This is a genomic window from Streptomyces sp. TAA486, assembly GCF_000426165.1.
Genome location: NZ_AUEV01000014.1, coordinates 68,118 through 83,972, shown reverse-complemented (window position 1 = coordinate 83,972; position 15,855 = coordinate 68,118). Strand labels below are relative to the sequence as shown.

The window sequence follows — 15,855 nt, the reverse complement described above, 5'->3', positions numbered from 1 at the left end:
AGAGATGTCACCGGCCTCCCCGGACGCGACGAGTGCGAGCACCACCCGGCGCCTGCTGGTGCTGGCCATCTGCTGCATGAGCCTGCTGATCGTCAGCCTGGACAACACGGCGCTCAACGTCGCGCTGCCCTCGCTCCAGCGGGACCTGAACGCATCCGTCTCCGGGCTGCAGTGGACGCTCGACTCCTACACCCTCGTCATCGCCTCCCTGCTGATGCTCTCCGGCTCGACGGCGGACAGAGTGGGGCGGCGCCGCGTCTTCCAGACCGGGCTCGTGCTCTTCACGGGCGGTTCGCTGCTGTGCGCCCTCGCGCCCGGACTCGGCTGGCTCGTCGCGTTCCGCGCGCTCCAGGCGGTCGGCGGTTCGATGCTCAACCCCGTCGCGATGTCGATCATCACGAACACCTTCGTCGAACCGCGGGAGCGTGCGCGGGCCATCGGCGTGTGGGGCGGCGTCGTCGGCATCTCCATGGCGGCCGGGCCGCTGATGGGCGGCGCGCTCGTCGCGTCGGTGAGCTGGCGTGCCATCTTCTGGCTGAACATCCCCATCGGGCTCGCGGCGCTGCTGCTGACCGCGCTGTTCGTACCGGAGTCGCGCGCACCGCAGCCGCGACGGCTGGACCCGGGCGGTCAGCTGCTGGTGATGACCGCGCTCGGCACGCTCACCTTCGCCATCATCGAGGGCCGCGACGCCGGCTGGACCTCCCCGCTGATCCTCGGCTGCTTCGGTGCCAGCGCGTGCGCGGCCGCGGCGCTGCCGCTGTACGAGCGGCGCCGTGCCGAACCGCTCGTCGAATTCCGCTTCTTCCGCAGCGTCCCCTTCTCCGGCGCCACGCTCACGGCGGTCACATCCTTCGCCGCGCTGACCGGATTCCTCTTTCTCAGCACCCTGCATCTGCAGAACGACCGCGGCCTCTCGGCGTTCGAGGCAGGGCTTCATCTGCTGCCGATGGCCGCGATGACCGCCGTCTTCGCCCCGCTGTCCGGGCATCTGGTCGCCGTACGCGGCGCACGGCTGCCGCTGCTGCTCGCGGGTGTGTTCATGACGGCGAGCGGCGTGTTGTTCGCGCTCTTCGACGCCGAGCGGACGGACATGCTGCTCTTCACCGCGTACGTCCTGTTCGGCATCGGCTTCGGCCTGGTCAACGCCCCCATCACCAACGCCGCGGTCTCCGGGATGCCCCTTTCACGCTCCGGGGTGGCTGCGAGCATCGCCTCGACGAGCCGTCAGGTCGGCTCGGCGCTGGGCGTCGCCGTCATCGGAGCAGCGGTCGCCGCCGGTTCGGATGTGACGGCTTGGTGGATCTTCACCGGATGCGGCGCGGCCGTGCTGCTGCTGGCGTTCCTCACCACCGGTCCCCGGGCGCGGGCCAGCGCGGACCGTGTCGCCTCCTGCCTGCCGCCCGAGCCTGCGGATCCCTCACCGGCATCCCGCGGCTGACGGGGCTTCGACGACCGGCCGGCCCGCGGTGCCTGGGCGAGAGGCCGTATCCCCACGGCCGGAAGGACGGGGTACGACGCGGTCACGCGCCGACGGCTACTGCGCGACCGGGGGCTCCTCCTGGACGGGGCGGACGATCACCGGGTGGCTGACCGCGCCCTCCGGGACCGGGCAGCTGTGCACCCGGGCCGCGATCTGCGTCGCCCGGTCGAAGCTCTCGCACTCCAGCAGCCAGTACCCGACCAGTACTTCCTGTTCCACGCCGTACCCGTCACGGGACACCACGGGGCGGCCGTCCTTCTCGCCCGTGACGACCCCGGCCTTCGACGGTGCGGTGAGGCCCTGGCCCTCGATGAGTTCGCCGGAGGCGGCGAGATCCTCGTTCAGCTTCTGCATGAAACCGAACATGGCCTTGAGGTCGTCCTTGGTCCAGGCGGGTGCTTCCGCCGAGGCGTTGCCGTCCATCGCGTCGTACTCGGACTGCGTCCCCTGGAGCATGATCATGAACTTCATGGCGGCCTCCTCGTCACACGCCGGTCCCCGCGCTTCGGGGACCGTCACAAATGACGACACGGGCCGGTGCCGGAATTCATCGCCCTGAAAGGGTCTCACCTGGCAAAAACGGGGCAAGGGCACCCGCCTCACCCCAGGTCCGCGTGGAGTTCTTGACGGATGCGCGACAGGACCGTCAGGACTCGTAGGGAAGTGCGCGGACGAAGAAAAGATCGGAAGGACGTGCGCACTCCTGCGCGCGGGATGGGGCACCATCAAGAACGTGTTGACGGGGGACCGGAACCATCGCATCAAGCGGGGCGGCGGCCGTGGCACGGTGACCGAGCATCACTTCCAGGCCACCGCACGGCCCGTCCGCCCCCGCTATGAGCGTGTACGGCGGGAACAGAAACCGCGCCGGACGCGCCGGCGCCCCATGGCCTGGTTCATCGGCCTGGTGCTGGCGGTACTGAGTGTGCCCCTCACCTTCCGCGGCATGAACGACGACGGGCCCACACCCATCGCTCAACTCCTCGCCTTCCTGCCCTGGTTCCTCGTGCCGGGGTGGCTGGCACTGCTGTACACGGTGCTGGCACGCCGGGGCCTTCTCGCCGTCTGGGCGATCACTGTCCTCGCCGCCACCGTGGGATACACCCTGCCCCAGGGTCCGGACGCGCCCGCCGGCGTCTCCGAGCGGACCGGAAAGGCACGCTTCCGGGTCCTGACCGCCAACCTGCGCTACGGCAGCGCGACCGAGGCACTGGTGCAGACCCTGCGCCGGGAACGCCCCCAGATCGTCGCCGTCCAGGAGTGCGACACCCGGTGCGTGGAAGCGCTGCGCAGCGCGAGGATGTACGAGACATACCCGCACCGGAACATCATCGAGAGCGGCGGCGCGAGCGGTTCGGCGCTGCTGAGCGCGTTCCCCTTGGACAAGAAGTCCTCGCTGCCGGGGCGTATGGCCATGCCGAGCGCCGTCGCCGACATCGCCGGCACGAGTGTGAAGGTGCAGGTCGCCCATCCGATGCCGCCCAGCCCGGAGTCCCTGGGCAGCTGGCGCAAGGAGCTCAAGACGCTCCGGGCGTACGGCGCTTCGCGAGGCAGCACGCCGACGATCGTCGCGGGCGACTTCAACTCCTCCCAGGACCACGCCGCCTTCCGCTCCCTGCTGCGGACCGGGTTGAACGACTCCGCCCGCCTCACCGGCCAGTCCCGCACGCCGACATGGCCCAACAACACGCCGCTGCGCCCCATGGGCGCCCAGATCGATCACGTTCTGGTCAGCGACCCGCTGACGGCGGTCGACGCGCAGTTCCTCGAACTGGACGGCTCGGACCACCTGGCCGTGCTGGCGGATCTGAAGCTGTTCTGAACGCTCGAGGCCGAACACCTGGGCCGCTGATACCCGGAGCACATCGGCGCCGGACCAGCACACCGATCCCCCTGTGACGAGTCACGCCTGACCCTCACCAGCCTTCCCGTCCGCCGCAACAGGACGGGGAAATAGTCTATTTGGACTGATAGAGTTCGACCATGCCTCGCCGTGCTCTCGACAACCCGATCGTGCTGGCAGTGCTGGGTCTTCTGCTGGAACAGTCCTCGCACCCGTACCAGATGCTCTCCGAACTGCGGCAGCGAAGTGAGAGCCACACAGCGGTGATCACGCGGGGCACGCTCTACAACACCGTTGCCGCCCTGGTCGAAGCGGGCTGGGTGAGCGTGCAGGGCCAGCAGCGCTCCGGAAAACGCCCCGAGAGGACCGTCTACGCACTCACACAAGCAGGGCACGTCGAACTGGTGCGACGGCTGGACTCCCGGGTTCGCAACCCCGAACGGGAGTTCTCGCAGTTCCTGGGCGCAATCACATACCTGGGCGCGCTCGGGCCGAGCGGTGCGGTCGACGCTCTGACCGAGCGGGCCGGGCGACTTCGGCAACGTACCGCCGCGGACGAGGGGCGTCTCACGGACGCGTTGGCGACCGGAGTGCCACGACTCCACGTGATCGAAGCCGAGTACGCGCTGTGCGTCGCTCGCGCCGAGATGGCGTGGATCGACTCGGTCATCGGGGAAATCCGCGCGCGCACGCTCATTTGGCCCGACTCCGCGGCGGCATCGCCGTTGCCGGATTCGGCAGAGAGGAAGCACACGCATGACACCGACGGCGCGTGAGGGGCTGCTCTTCGGCATCTACCCGGGCGGAGTCGCCGGTGACGACACCGGTGGCCTGGCGAGCGGACCGCCCGACGATCCCACTCGCATCGCCAGCGCGCTCAACCAGCTTCAGGGAGTGGCGGGGCGCCCGTTTCTGGTGCGCGCATACGTCGGGTTCGACGACTCCACCAGCCTCGGTGGGCCGCACGCGACCGCAACCCCCTCCGCCGCAGCCCGGTACGCCGTTCGCGGTCGCCGACTGGACCTGGTCGCCCAATTCCAGTCGGCCGACGGGGACGTGGAAGGCTACTGCGGCTTCCTGCGCGAACTGGTCTCGCAGTACGGCCCGTTGACCGACACATTGCAGATCACCGAGGAGCCAAACATCACCTCGAACCCCAACTTGGACGGCCACCACCCCAGGGTGCGTGACGCGATCGTCCACGGGGTGCGCGCCGCCAAGACGCGAGCACGTGAACTCGGGTATAAGCACCTGCGGGTCGGCTTCAACACGACTCCCCTCTTCGGGGAGGGCATTTCCTTCCTCACCGACCTGACACGCCACGGGGGCCCGGAGTTCGTCGGCGATCTGGACTACGTCGGGCTCGACTTCTTCCCCGACGTCTTCCGACCCGTGGCCGCTCCCGACCTGGCGGCCGCGGTGGAGGGGCTGCTTCGCCACCATCGTGGTGTGGTGCTGGCACCTGCTGGCCTGGGGCATCTGCCGCTGCACATCACCGAGCACGGCTGGCCGACCGGGCCGGACCGGCCCACGCACAAGCAGGCCGACGTAGTCGAGACCGTGGTGAACGTCATCGCGGCCCACGCCGAGCAGGTCGGACTCAGCGGCTACACACATTTCGCGCTGCGCGACGCCGACAGCGCGAACCCGGGGCTGTTCCACCAGTTCGGACTCACCACCGACGACTACTCCCCCAAGCCGGCATTCGAGACGTTGCGGCAGCTCATCGACAGGTTCAGCAACTGACCAGTGCGCGGGCCTGGTTGGTGCCACCTGCAGCTCAAGCTGTTCTGAGCTCGCCGGCCCTCTCAGCGCACGCCCGCAGCCCCACCCATCTCCGTTAATCAAGTTTGACTAATTGGTACACAGGAGGGACTCTTGCCGAAGCGAGTAGTCAAATTGGATCAATAACGAGGAGGCTCCGTGCCGGAATCGACGACCCGCACAGCGACGGACCAGGACAACCGTGACCTGGAGGCATGGTTCGCGCGTTATGACGGCCACGCCGCGAAGGCGGACGTCGAGGCGATGGCTTCGATGGCTCTGTTCCCCCTCAACCTCGTCACGGACGACGCCGCTCCCGGGTCCGGCGTGACCCGGCAGTGGAGCCGTGAGGAGTTCGTGCGCACCATGTCCGCGGTGATGGGTGACGGCGGTGGCGAGGAGGTCCACTTCGAGTCCCGGCGCACACCGCACTTCCTCTCCCGGAGCATCGCCGTGGTGTTCACCGAGTCGACCATGACGGTGGGTTCGGAGAGCACGTCGATGAGCTACTCGGACATCCTGGTCAAGCGGGACGGCGAGTGGTACTTCCAGACCATGGTCCAGGGCGGCTGGGCGGCCGCACTCACCCGCGGGGAGGCCTGACTCCGGTCCCCGCCCCACGCCCCTGAGCGCCCACGCCTCCGTGGTGACTGGCGACCGCCGACGGGACGGCCTATGCCACCTCGCCGAGCCCACGCGCCCCGCGGCCAACCGTTCCGGGCTCGCGGTGGATCGGGGTGTGCGCCCCCGTGAGCGGAACGCCGGTGCCGCCGTGCCGTACGGCGACGATCTCGGCCGCGATGGACAGTGCCGTCTCCTCGGGGGTGCGGGCACCGAGGTCGAGGCCGATCGGCGAGTGCAGCCGGGCGAGTTCGGCATCGCTCATACCCGCCTCGCGCAGCTGCTCCAGCCGCGCGAGGTGGGTGCGGCGCGAACCCATGGCGCCCACGTACGCGATGGGCAGCCGCAACGCCCGTTCCAGCAGCGGCACATCGAACTTCACGTCGTGCGTGAGGACGCACACGACCGTGCGGGCGTCCAGTTCCTGCGAGTCGAGATAGCGGTGCGGCCACTCCACGACGACCTCGTCGGCGTCGGGGAAGCGGGCCTCGGTGGCGAACACGGGACGCGCGTCGCAGACGGTGACCCGGTAGCCGAGGAAGGCGCCCGTGCGGGCGAGCGCGCTCGCGAAGTCGATGGCGCCGAAGACGAGCATCCGCGGCCGCGGCGCGCTCGACTCGACAAGCAGCGTCACCGACGGGCCGCACAGCGGGTCGCCGTCGCCGGCGGCGCCGCGCCCGCCGGCACCGGGCGGGCCGCCCTCCGTACCGGTTTCGACGGTGGCGGTGCGTCCCGCGTCCAGCAGGGCGCGGGTCTGAGCGGCGGCTCCGTCGTCGAGGGCGGCGGAGCCGCCGAGGGTGCCGGAGGCCTGACCGTCGGCCGGTACGAACATGGCACCGCCCAGCAGATCCTCCGGTCCCTCGACGACCCGGGTGAGGGCAACGGCGCGGCCACCGGCGGCAGCCGCGACCGCGCCCGCGTACATCGCATACGCGTCCGTGCCCGTACGGACCGGCGTGACGAGGATGTCGATGACACCGCCGCAGGTCAGCCCGACCGCGAAGGCGTCCTCGTCGCTGTAGCCGAACTGCTGGAGGACACTGCGCCCGGATTCCATCGCCTCCTGGCACAGTTCGTAGACCGCGCCCTCGACGCAGCCCCCCGAGACGCTGCCCACCGCCTCGCCGCCGGCGTCCACGGCGAGCGCGGCGCCCGGCTGGCGGGGCGCGCTGCCGCTCACAGCGACGACGGTCGCGACGGCGAAGTCGCGCTCCTCCTCGCACCAACGGTGCAGTTCGGCGGCGATGTCCAGCATCGATGACTCCTCACTCGCATGCGCTGGGCTGCGGCCTGCGAGCTTACGCCCGGCGGCGGTGCGCGGCCCGGTCCGTCCCTCTGCCGGTGCGGTCCCACGTGACCGTCCGCCTCACCTCACGCCGAGCCACCCTTCGAGCGGGTTGAGCGCGAAGTAGAGGAGGAAGACGGCGGCCAGTCCCCACATCAACGGTCCCACGTCGCGCCACTTGCCCTGTGCGGCCTTGATCACGACGTAGGAGATGCTGCCGGCGGCGATGCCCGCGGTGATGGAGTACGTGAACGGCATCAGCACCGTGGTCAGGAAGACGGGGACCGTGGTGGCGAGGTCGTTCCAGTCGATGTGCCGGGCGTTGGTCATCATCATCGCGCCGATGACGACGAGCGCCGCGGCGGCGACCTGCGTCGGGATGATCCGGGCCAGCGGCGTGAAGAACAGGCAGAGGGTGAAGCCGAGTCCCGTGACGACGCTGGCCAGGCCCGTGCGGGCGCCGTCGCCGACGCCTGCCGTCGACTCCACGAAGACGGTCTGCCCGGACGCACCCGTGAGTCCGCCGGCGACTCCGCCCGCGCCGTCGATGGCCAGGGCCTTGTTCAGACCCGGCATGCGGCCGTCGCTGCCGGCGAGTCCGGCTTGCTGGCCGATGCCGATGATCGTGCCGATGGCGTCGAAGAAGCCCGCGAGGACGAGCGTGAAGACGATGACTCCGACCGTGACGGCGCCGACGTCGGTGATGCCGTCGAAGGAGACCTTGCCGAACAGGCCGAAGTCCGGGGTGCTCACGACGCTTCCGGAGAGCTCCGGCGCGTTCCGTCCACCCCAGTCCTTCTTGTCGAGCCCGGCGAATTGGTGCACGAGCCCCGCCACGACCGTGCCGCCGACGATGCCGGTGAGGATCGCCCCGGGCACCCGCCGCACCTGGAGCACGAAGACGAGCAGCACGGTGACGGCGAAGCAGAGCACGGGCCAGCCCGTGAGCATGTCGTGGGTGCCCAGTTGGAGCGGTTTGGCGCCGGCGACTCCGCCGGGCCCGGGCATGCTCGTCACGAATCCCGCCTGGACGAGACCGATGAGGGTGACGAAGAGTCCGATGCCCATCGTGATGGCGTGCTTCATCGCGAGCGGAATGGCGTCCATGATCAGCCGTCGCAGCCCGGTGACGACGAGCAGGATGATCACCGCGCCGTAGATGACGCACATCCCGAAGGCGTTGGGCCACGTCATCTCGGGCGCGACCTGGTAGGCGAGCACCGCGGAGACGCTCAGTCCCGCGGCGAGGGCCAGCGGCACATTGCCGAGCACGCCCATCACCAGGGTGGTGGCCGCGGCGGCGAAGGCGGTCGCCGTGGTGACCTGCCCGGCGTCGAGGGTGGCGTTCCCCGCGTCGGGGACGGAGAGGATGACCGGGTTGAGCAGGACGATGTAGGCCATCGCCATGAACGTCGTGGCGCCGCCGCGCACTTCGCGCGCGAGCGTGGAGTGGCGCTCGGATATCCGGAAGTACCGGTCGAGCCAGGAGCGTCCCCTGGCGGCCTGTGGTTCGGGAGCGGTGGAACCCGCGTGTCCCGTGGGATCGGGATGTGCGGTCTTGGACTGGGTCATGGTGTGCGTTCTCCCAAGTTTCGCTGGGGCACCCCGAAGTGCCGTGGCACTGCGGGGATTTGGGATGCACGACCCGGGGGACGGCCCGAGACGGTACGGGGGTGCCTGCGGCCGGTGCGGGGGTCCCGCACCGGCCGGGGCGCTAGATCGCTTGCGTTTCTGTCAGATGTTCGGGACGGACCGGGACCCGGTTCAGGGCGAGACCGGTCGCGTCGCGGATGGCGGCGACGACTGCCGGGGTGGAGGAGAGCGTCGGCGCCTCGCCGACACCGCGCAGCCCGTACGGGGCGTGCGCGTCGGCGAGTTCGAGGACATCCACGGGGATGGTGGGGGTGTCCAGGATCGTGGGGATCAGATAGTCGGTGAAGGAGGGGTTGCGTACCTTCCCGTCGGGGTCGACGAGGATCTCCTCCATGACGGCCAGGCCCAGGCCCTGCGTTGTGCCTCCCTGGATCTGGCCGACGGTCGAGAGCGGGTTGATGGCCTTGCCGACGTCCTGCGCGCAGGCGAGTTCGACGACCTTGACCAGGCCCAGTTCGGTGTCGACCTCGACGACGGCGCGGTGCGCGGCGAAGGAGTACTGGACGTGGCCGAAGCCCTGCCCGGTCTTCAGGTCGAACGGCTCGGTCGGCCGGTGCCTGAACTCCAGCTCCTCCTCGACGACTTCGTCACCGAGGACGTCGGCGAGCGCCGCGAGGACCTCGCCCGCTTCGGTGACGATCTTGCCACCCTCCAGCAGGAGTTCACCGCCGGACGCCCACGCGGGGTGCCCGTCGGCGAACTTCTCCCTGCCGAGCCGGAGAACCCGCTCACGCACGGCCTCGCACGCCTGCTTCACGGCGCCGCCCGTCATATAGGTCTGACGCGACGCGGACGTCGAACCGGCGGAGCCGACCTGTGTGTCGGCGGGCAGGATGCTCACACCCGAGACACCCAGTTCGGTGCGGGCGATCTGGGCGTGGACGGTGACGCCGCCCTGCCCGACCTCGGCCATCGCGGTGTGCACCACGGCGACTGGCTCTCCGCCCATCACTTCGAGGCGGACACGGGCCGTCGAGTAGTCGTCGAAGCCCTCGGAGAAGCCGACGTTCTTGATGCCGACGGCGTATCCCACTCCGCGCACCACGCCTTCGCCGTGCGTGGTGTTGGACAGGCCGCCCGGCAGCGCCCGTACGTCCACACCGGTGCCGCTGCCGGCCGTGCCGGAGGTCTCCCACTGGCGCTCGGGCGGCATCGGCATCGCCTTGACGCGGCGGAGGATCTCCGCGACCGGGGCCGGGGAATCGACCTGCTGTCCCGTCGGCAGCAGCGAGCCCTGCGACATCGCGTTCCGCTGCCGCAACTCGACCGGGTCCATGCCGAGTTCGGCGGCGAGGCGGTCCATCTGCGCCTCGTAGGCGAAGCAGGCCTGCACGGCGCCGAAGCCGCGCATGGCGCCGCACGGCGGGTTGTTGGTGTAGAGGGCGAGCGCCTCGACGTCGACGTTGTCCACGTCGTACGGGCCGACGCCCAGTGACGCGGCGTTGCCGACGACGGCGGGCGAGGAGGAGGCGTACGCGCCGCCGTCCAGCAGGATGCGGCACTTCACATACAGCAACGTGCCGTCGCTGTCGGCGCCGTGCTCGTAGGTGAGCTTGGCTGGGTGGCGGTGCACATGCCCGAAGAAGGACTCGTACCGGTTGTAGACGATCTTCACGGGCTTGCCGGTGGCCATCGCCAGCAGACACGCGTGCGCCTGCATCGACAGGTCCTCGCGTGCGCCGAACGCGCCGCCCACTCCGGAGAGCGTCAACCGCACCTTGTCCTGCGCGAGTCCGAGGACGGGGGCGAGCTGGTCGCGGTCGACGTGCAGCCACTGCGTGGCGATGTACAGGTCGACGCCGCCGTCCTCCGCGGGCACCGCGAGCCCGGACTCGGGACCGAGGAACGCCTGGTCCTGCATGCCGACTTCGTAGTCGCCGCGCACGACGACGTCGGCCTTCGCCTTCGCCGCCGCCACGTCGCCACGCACGATGGGCTGCCTGTGGACGATGTTGGGGTGCGACACGTGCGACGCGTGATGGTCGTCGCGTCCGGGATGCAGCACGGGCGCGCCCGGGGCGGTCGCGCTCTCCTCGTCGTGCACGGGCGGCAGTTCGGCGTAGTCGACGCGGATCTTCGCCGCGGCGCGGCGGGCGGTCTCCGGATGGTCGGCGGCGACGATGGCCACGGCCTCGCCGTGGTAGCGCACGCGGTCCTTCGCCAGCACCGGCTGATCCTGGATCTCCAGCCCGAAGTGCGTCTTGGCGGGCAGGTCGTCGTGCGTCATCACGCTGTACACGCCGGGAAGCTTGAGCGCCTCCGACACGTCGACGGAACGGATCTCGGCGTGCGAGTACGGGCTGCGCAGCGTGCAGCCCCACAGCATGTCCTCGTGCCACAGGTCGGAGGCGTAGGCGAACTCGCCGGTGACCTTCAGCGTCCCGTCGGGCCGCAGCGTGGACTCGCCGATGCCGCCCTTGGTGGCGGTGCCCTGGTTGAGGGCGGTGGGGACGCGGGTCGGGTTCGCGCCGGCCATCGTCAGACCACCTCTCCCTGTGCGGGGCCCGCTCCGGGGCCCGGTGAGGATCCTTCCGCGTGGTCCGTACGGGCAGCGGCCAGGCGCACGGCGTCGAGGATTGTCTCGTAGCCGGTGCAGCGGCACAGGTTCCCCGAGAGGGCCTCGCGGATGTCCGCGTCTGAGGGCCGCGCGTTGTGCTCGATGAGTTCGTCGGCGGCGACGAGCAGACCCGGGGTGCAGAAGCCGCACTGGACGGCGCCCGCGTCGATGAACGCCTGCTGTACGGGCGAGAGGCGCACGTCGGCGTCCACCGAGGGCATGGCCTGCCAGCGCTGCTCATCGGCAGCAGAGGTGGATACGGACGCGGCCGCGGAGGGGGCCTCAGTGCGCTGCCGTGCGAAGTCGGCGAGCCCTTCGACGGTCACGACGTCCCTGCCCTCGACCTGCCCGGCGGCCACCAGGCAGGCGCACACGGACTCGCCGTCCAGTCGCACCGTGCAGGAACCGCATTCGCCCTGCTCGCAGGCGTTCTTGGAGCCCGGCAGACCCATGCGTTCGCGCAGGACGTAGAGCAGCGACTCGCCCTCCCACACGTCGTCGGCCTCGTGCCGCCGTCCGTTGACGGTGAATGTCACGCGCATCGGGCGCCTCCTTCGTCGGTGCCGGCGCCGCCGCCCACGGCGCTGCCCCGGTAGCTTTCCCAGACCCAGCCGAGCGTCCGGCGGGCCATCACGCCGACGGCGTGCCGGCGGTATGCGGCGCTGCCGCGCACGTCGTCGATGGGGTTGCACGCCGCGGAGCACAGTGCGGCGAACCGCTGCGTCACCGACGGCGGGATGGCCCTGCCGTTGTCCCAGAGCCCTTCCTCCTCAAGGGCGGCGTTCAGGAAGTCCTCGGCCGCAGACGCACGGAAGGGCGTGGGCGCCGCGGAGCCGACAGCGGCACGCACCGCGCGCCGCTCGGGGTGGAGGGCGACGGAGAAGCCGCACACGGCGATGACCATGGCGTTGCGGGTGCCGATCTTGGAGAACTGCTGCGGTCCGCCCGCCTTCTTGATGTGCACCCGCTTGATCAGTTCGTCGTCGGCGAGCACGTTGCGCTTGACGCCGGTGAAGAAGTCCTCGACGGGGATGCGCCGGGAGCCGCGTACGGACTCGGCCTCGACCTCCGCACCCGCGGTGAGCAGCGGGGGATGCGAGTCGCCTGCGGGAGACGCGGCGCCGAGGTTGCCGCCGACGCTGCCCCGGTTGCGGATCTGCGGGGAGCCGACCGTGTGTGCGGCGAGCGCGAGACCCGGCAGTTCACGCCGGAGGTTCTCGATGATCCGCGTGTAGGGGACACACGCGCCGAGAGACACGTTCTCCTCCCCCGTCTCCCATTCGTGCAGCTCGGTGACGCGGTTCAGGTCCAGCAGCTGTGCGGGACGGCGCTGGTCGAAGTTGATCTCGACCATGACGTCGGTGCCGCCCGCGATGGGCACGGCGGTGGGGTGCTCGGCCTTCGCGGCGAGCGCCTCCTCCCACCTGGCGGGACGCAGGAAGTCCATGGGGCTCTTCTCTATTCGCTGTTCGCTTGGGGTCGCTGACGTACGCGGGAGTCTCGGACGTGCCCGGCTCGTCGGCGTACGCGCCGTGCGGGCGATACCGGTTCAGTACACCGATGCCTGGCCCGCGGCGGGGAGTCACGGAAACCATGAAGCTCCTGCCCCTCCGCGTCCGCCGTCTTGTAGATTCGTACGAACACCGTGGAGCACGCTGCTCGCGGCATCACACGGAGCACAGCACGGGACCGCACCGGAACCCCGCTCCGCCCGCGCAGCTACGCTCCCCCTTCCGCTCCCGGAGCCTCGGCAGGACCGGCCGGAGCCAGGGCGGAGCCAGAACGACATCCACAGAACGGGGCGAACGATCATGCGCCTGAGCGCACTTCTGGAGACGGGCTCCCTCGGTCTGCGCCTCCTCACCGGGGAGGACGAGCTGGACCGGACGGTGCGCGGCGTCATGACCACCGACCTGCGCGACCCCGGCCGCTACCTGTCGGGGGACGAGCTGGTCCTCACCGGCATCGCCTGGTACCGGGCGCCGGAGGATGCCGCACCCTTCGTCCGCATCCTCGTGGGCGCCGGCGTCGCGGGGCTGGCGGCGGGCGAGGCCGAGCTGGGCCTCGTCCCGGAGCCGCTGGTGGCGGCCTGTGCCGAGCACGGGCTGCCCCTGTTCGCCGTGACGGAGGACGTCGCCTTCGCGACCGTGACCGAGCATGTACTGCGGCAGGTCTCCACGGAACGGGCGGGCGACCTGGCCGCCGTGGTGGACCGGCACCGGCGGATGATGTCCTCCGGCCCCACGGGGGGCGGCCCCGACGTCGTACTCGACCTCCTCGGCTCGGACCTGGACCTGCGGGCGTGGGTGCTGTCCGTCACGGGCCGCACGGTGGCGGGCCCGGGCGGCAGCACCGGTGAGGGCTCCGGAGGAGCCGGTGGCGGCCCGCGGCGGCGACCCCTGACACCGCGGGTGCGCTCCCGCCTGGCGGCCGCGCACCTGACCGCACGCGGGAGGCGTCCCGGCCTCCGCCCGCACCGGGTCACCGCGGACGGCACCACATACTCGCTCTTCCCCGTCCAGGGCACCGGCCCGCCACCCGGCCCGGGGGGCGAAGCCGCACCGCAGGATGCCCCCGGCCTGTCGGACTGGTTCCTCGCCGTGGACGACGACGCGGGCGACTGGCCCGACGAACGCCTCGACCTTCTGCACGGCGTGACACAGCTGATCGCCGTCGAACGCGACCGCCGCGACGCCGCCCGCGCGGTCCGCCGCCGGCTGGCCACCGAAGTGCTGGAGCTCCTCCACGCGGGGGCACCGCCCGCCGAGATCGCCGCACGCCTGCGCGTCGCCGCCCCGGTGCTGCTGCCCGGCCTGGGCAGCGCCCCCCACTGGCAGGTCGTCGTCGCGCGGCTGGAGGGCCCGCGTCACGGAGACAGCCGCGAATGCCGGTCGCTCCTGGAGGAGATCCTCCTCGACCCCCGTACGACCGGCGAGGAGACGGCCGACCGCACCGCGGTCGCGCACACCGGCAGCGAGGCCGTCGCCCTCGTGCCGCTGCCGGCCCTCGCACACGACAGCGGCACGGCGAACGACGGGGACGCGACACCGGAACCGGGAACGACCGAGGCCACGGCCGACCCGGACGCTCTCCGTTCCGCCGGACAGGGCCTCGACGCGGAAACCCTGCTCGCCGCGGTCCGCGAGCCGCTGGAACGGGGGCTGGCCGACGGCGAGCGGCTCACGTTCGGCGTGAGCGCGACCGTGCACTCCGCCGACGGGCTGCACGGCGCGCTCGAAGAGGCACGCCACGCGCGGCGGGTCGCCGCCGCACGCGAGGGACGGGTGTGCGCGGCCGGGCATCAGGAGCTGGCCTCGCACGTGCTGCTCCTCCCCTTCGTCCCGGACGACGTCCGCCGCGCCTTCACCGCACGTCTCCTGGCGCCGCTGCACGACTACGACCGCCGCCACCGAGCCGAACTGCTCCCCACCCTCGCCGCGTTCCTCAAGGCCGACGGCTCCTGGACGCGCTGTGCCGACCAGCTGCACCTGCACGTCAACACCCTCCGGTACCGCATGGGCCGAATAGAACAGCTCACCGGCCGCGACCTGTCCCGCCTGGAGGACAGGCTCGACTTCTTCCTTGCGCTGCGCCTGAGTTGAGCGCAGGGGCGAACCCCACGGCTTTACACGGACGGGGCGGCCGTAACTCCCGAATTGTGCGTATCGTTGTACTGCGCGGCTGCGCGATCCGGCGCGGCGGGGAGGAGCGTCACCGTGACCGTCATGACCGACAGGATCGAGATGACAGAGCCCGACGAGCTCACCTTGGACGAGCTGTTCGAGCGGCTGGAGCGGATGCCCGTCCCCGAGGGCTACAAGGTCGAGATCGTCGAGGGGTCCGTGCACATGTCGCCGCAGCGTCGCACCCACTGGAAGATCATCCGAAGGGTGTTGCGGCAACTGGAGAACCATCTCGGCGAGACAGCCGAGATCGACTCCGATGTACGGATCGACTTCCCCGGCCATCTCAACGGGTTCGCCCCCGACCTGGTCAAGATCGCCGACGACGCCACCCCCGACGCACGCGGTCTCTTCGCCCCGCAGGACATCGAGTTCGTCATGGAGGTCGTCTCCCGCTCGACCGCCGCCAACGACTACGGCCCCAAGCTGGCGACGTACGCCTCGTCGAGCGTCCCCGCGTACCTGATCGTCGACCCGTACGTCGGCCGCTGCCGTCTCTTCACGCACCCGAAGGACGGAGGCTACGGCCGGGATCTCACCGTGGACTTCGGCGAACAGGTCGACCTGTCGGACACTCCCGTCGGCCTGACGCTCTCGACGGAGAACTTTCCCCGCGACTGACGGAGGGGCGGTCACTAGGCTCGGTGCCATGTCCGCCTACGTGATCTCCGAAGTCACCGTTTTAGACGAGGAGAAGGCCGGAACCTACCGCGAACTGGCCACCGCCTCCATCGAGTTGCACGGCGGGAGGTATCTCTCCCGCGGGCAGCGCCCCGAAGTGGTCGAGGGCGCCTGGCCGCAGGAGTCCCTTCTGATCGTCGTGGAGTTCCCCGACATGGATTCGGCGCGACGCTGGTACGACTCCCCCGAGTACGCCGAGGCTCTCGCGCTGCGTGCCACGGCCCTGGACCGCCGTCTGCTCTTCGTCGACGGCGTCGCGTAGACCTCCGCCGACCGCCCCGCGGG

The 15,855-nt window shown here is 70.6% G+C and carries 14 protein-coding genes; 8 read left to right on the top strand and 6 right to left on the bottom strand.

The genetic code is table 11. The annotated features are described in order from the left end of the window. Positions 1-4: 4 nt before the first annotated feature. Positions 5-1,441, top strand: coding sequence for an MFS transporter (locus I004_RS34855; RefSeq protein ID WP_078511458.1), 1,437 nt, complete (start codon positions 5-7; stop codon positions 1,439-1,441). Positions 1,442-1,537: 96 nt separating this feature from the next. Here the strand turns inward: I004_RS34855 and I004_RS0119215 are convergent, their stop codons facing one another. Beyond that, positions 1,538-1,954 carry a YciI family protein gene (locus I004_RS0119215; protein WP_028436831.1) on the bottom strand — a complete coding sequence of 139 codons (417 nt, stop codon included), beginning with the start codon at positions 1,952-1,954 and terminating at the stop codon, positions 1,538-1,540. Between the two features lie 262 nt (positions 1,955-2,216). Between I004_RS0119215 and I004_RS34850 the strand changes: the two genes are divergently transcribed. The 4 genes from I004_RS34850 (at position 2,217) to I004_RS0119195 (ending at position 5,693) form a co-directional block, all read left to right on the top strand. Then, positions 2,217-3,305 carry an endonuclease/exonuclease/phosphatase family protein gene (locus tag I004_RS34850; RefSeq protein WP_486580130.1) on the top strand — a complete coding sequence of 363 codons (1,089 nt, stop codon included), beginning with the start codon at positions 2,217-2,219 and terminating at the stop codon, positions 3,303-3,305. A gap of 161 nt (positions 3,306-3,466) precedes the next feature. Next, positions 3,467-4,102 carry a helix-turn-helix transcriptional regulator gene (locus I004_RS34845; RefSeq protein ID WP_051345196.1) on the top strand — a complete coding sequence of 212 codons (636 nt, stop codon included), beginning with the start codon at positions 3,467-3,469 and terminating at the stop codon, positions 4,100-4,102. Then, on the top strand, positions 4,083-5,072 hold the full coding sequence (locus I004_RS0119200; protein ID WP_199779423.1) for a hypothetical protein: 990 nt from the start codon (positions 4,083-4,085) through the stop codon (positions 5,070-5,072). Before I004_RS34845 ends, I004_RS0119200 begins: the two co-directional genes overlap by 20 nt. Positions 5,073-5,249: 177 nt before the next feature. Further along, the gene (locus tag I004_RS0119195) at positions 5,250-5,693 is read left to right on the top strand and encodes a nuclear transport factor 2 family protein (protein ID WP_028436829.1); all 444 of its coding nucleotides are present in this window, start codon (positions 5,250-5,252) and stop codon (positions 5,691-5,693) included. A gap of 70 nt (positions 5,694-5,763) precedes the next feature. Here the strand turns inward: I004_RS0119195 and I004_RS0119190 are convergent, their stop codons facing one another. The 5 genes from I004_RS0119190 to I004_RS0119170 form a co-directional block, all read right to left on the bottom strand. Beyond that, the gene (locus tag I004_RS0119190; RefSeq protein ID WP_028436828.1) at positions 5,764-6,966 is read right to left on the bottom strand and encodes an XdhC/CoxI family protein; all 1,203 of its coding nucleotides are present in this window, start codon (positions 6,964-6,966) and stop codon (positions 5,764-5,766) included. Between the two features lie 111 nt (positions 6,967-7,077). Further along, positions 7,078-8,568: an NCS2 family permease gene (locus I004_RS0119185; RefSeq protein ID WP_028436827.1), complete on the bottom strand. Its 1,491-nt coding sequence runs from the start codon at positions 8,566-8,568 to the stop codon at positions 7,078-7,080. Positions 8,569-8,710: 142 nt separating this feature from the next. Continuing rightward, the gene (gene pucD / locus I004_RS0119180) at positions 8,711-11,125 is read right to left on the bottom strand and encodes a xanthine dehydrogenase subunit D (protein ID WP_028436826.1); all 2,415 of its coding nucleotides are present in this window, start codon (positions 11,123-11,125) and stop codon (positions 8,711-8,713) included. Positions 11,126-11,127: 2 nt separating this feature from the next. Beyond that, positions 11,128-11,748, bottom strand: coding sequence for a (2Fe-2S)-binding protein (locus tag I004_RS34840; RefSeq protein WP_051345195.1), 621 nt, complete (start codon positions 11,746-11,748; stop codon positions 11,128-11,130). Next, on the bottom strand, positions 11,739-12,653 hold the full coding sequence (locus I004_RS0119170; protein ID WP_028436825.1) for an FAD binding domain-containing protein: 915 nt from the start codon (positions 12,651-12,653) through the stop codon (positions 11,739-11,741). The genes I004_RS34840 and I004_RS0119170 overlap by 10 nt, the downstream gene beginning before the upstream one ends. Before the next feature lie 364 nt (positions 12,654-13,017). On the opposite strand from I004_RS0119170, the gene I004_RS0119165 reads away from it, so the two are divergent. The 3 genes from I004_RS0119165 (at position 13,018) to I004_RS0119155 (ending at position 15,832) form a co-directional block, all read left to right on the top strand. Further along, positions 13,018-14,808, top strand: a complete 1,791-nt coding sequence (locus I004_RS0119165) for a PucR family transcriptional regulator (RefSeq protein ID WP_028436824.1) — start codon at positions 13,018-13,020, stop codon at positions 14,806-14,808. Positions 14,809-14,931: 123 nt separating this feature from the next. Continuing rightward, positions 14,932-15,510 carry a Uma2 family endonuclease gene (locus I004_RS0119160; RefSeq protein WP_078511493.1) on the top strand — a complete coding sequence of 193 codons (579 nt, stop codon included), beginning with the start codon at positions 14,932-14,934 and terminating at the stop codon, positions 15,508-15,510. Between the two features lie 28 nt (positions 15,511-15,538). After that, the gene (locus tag I004_RS0119155; RefSeq protein WP_028436822.1) at positions 15,539-15,832 is read left to right on the top strand and encodes a DUF1330 domain-containing protein; all 294 of its coding nucleotides are present in this window, start codon (positions 15,539-15,541) and stop codon (positions 15,830-15,832) included. The last annotated feature ends 23 nt before the right edge of the window (positions 15,833-15,855 follow it).

Bases quoted from the DNA above. Each gene is read 5' to 3' on its own strand.
- I004_RS34855 (WP_078511458.1), top strand. From the start codon at position 5: ATGTCACCGGCCTCCCCGGACGCGACGAGTGCGAGCACCACCCGGCGC.
- I004_RS0119215 (WP_028436831.1), bottom strand. From the start codon at position 1,954: ATGAAGTTCATGATCATGCTCCAGGGGACGCAGTCCGAGTACGACGCG.
- I004_RS34845 (WP_051345196.1), top strand. From the start codon at position 3,467: ATGCCTCGCCGTGCTCTCGACAACCCGATCGTGCTGGCAGTGCTGGGT.
- I004_RS0119200 (WP_199779423.1), top strand. From the start codon at position 4,083: ATGACACCGACGGCGCGTGAGGGGCTGCTCTTCGGCATCTACCCGGGC.
- I004_RS0119190 (WP_028436828.1), bottom strand. From the start codon at position 6,966: ATGCTGGACATCGCCGCCGAACTGCACCGTTGGTGCGAGGAGGAGCGC.
- I004_RS0119185 (WP_028436827.1), bottom strand. From the start codon at position 8,568: ATGACCCAGTCCAAGACCGCACATCCCGATCCCACGGGACACGCGGGT.
- pucD (WP_028436826.1), bottom strand. From the start codon at position 11,125: ATGGCCGGCGCGAACCCGACCCGCGTCCCCACCGCCCTCAACCAGGGC.
- I004_RS34840 (WP_051345195.1), bottom strand. From the start codon at position 11,748: ATGCGCGTGACATTCACCGTCAACGGACGGCGGCACGAGGCCGACGAC.
- I004_RS0119170 (WP_028436825.1), bottom strand. From the start codon at position 12,653: ATGGACTTCCTGCGTCCCGCCAGGTGGGAGGAGGCGCTCGCCGCGAAG.
- I004_RS0119165 (WP_028436824.1), top strand. From the start codon at position 13,018: ATGCGCCTGAGCGCACTTCTGGAGACGGGCTCCCTCGGTCTGCGCCTC.
- I004_RS0119160 (WP_078511493.1), top strand. From the start codon at position 14,932: ATGACCGACAGGATCGAGATGACAGAGCCCGACGAGCTCACCTTGGAC.
- I004_RS0119155 (WP_028436822.1), top strand. From the start codon at position 15,539: ATGTCCGCCTACGTGATCTCCGAAGTCACCGTTTTAGACGAGGAGAAG.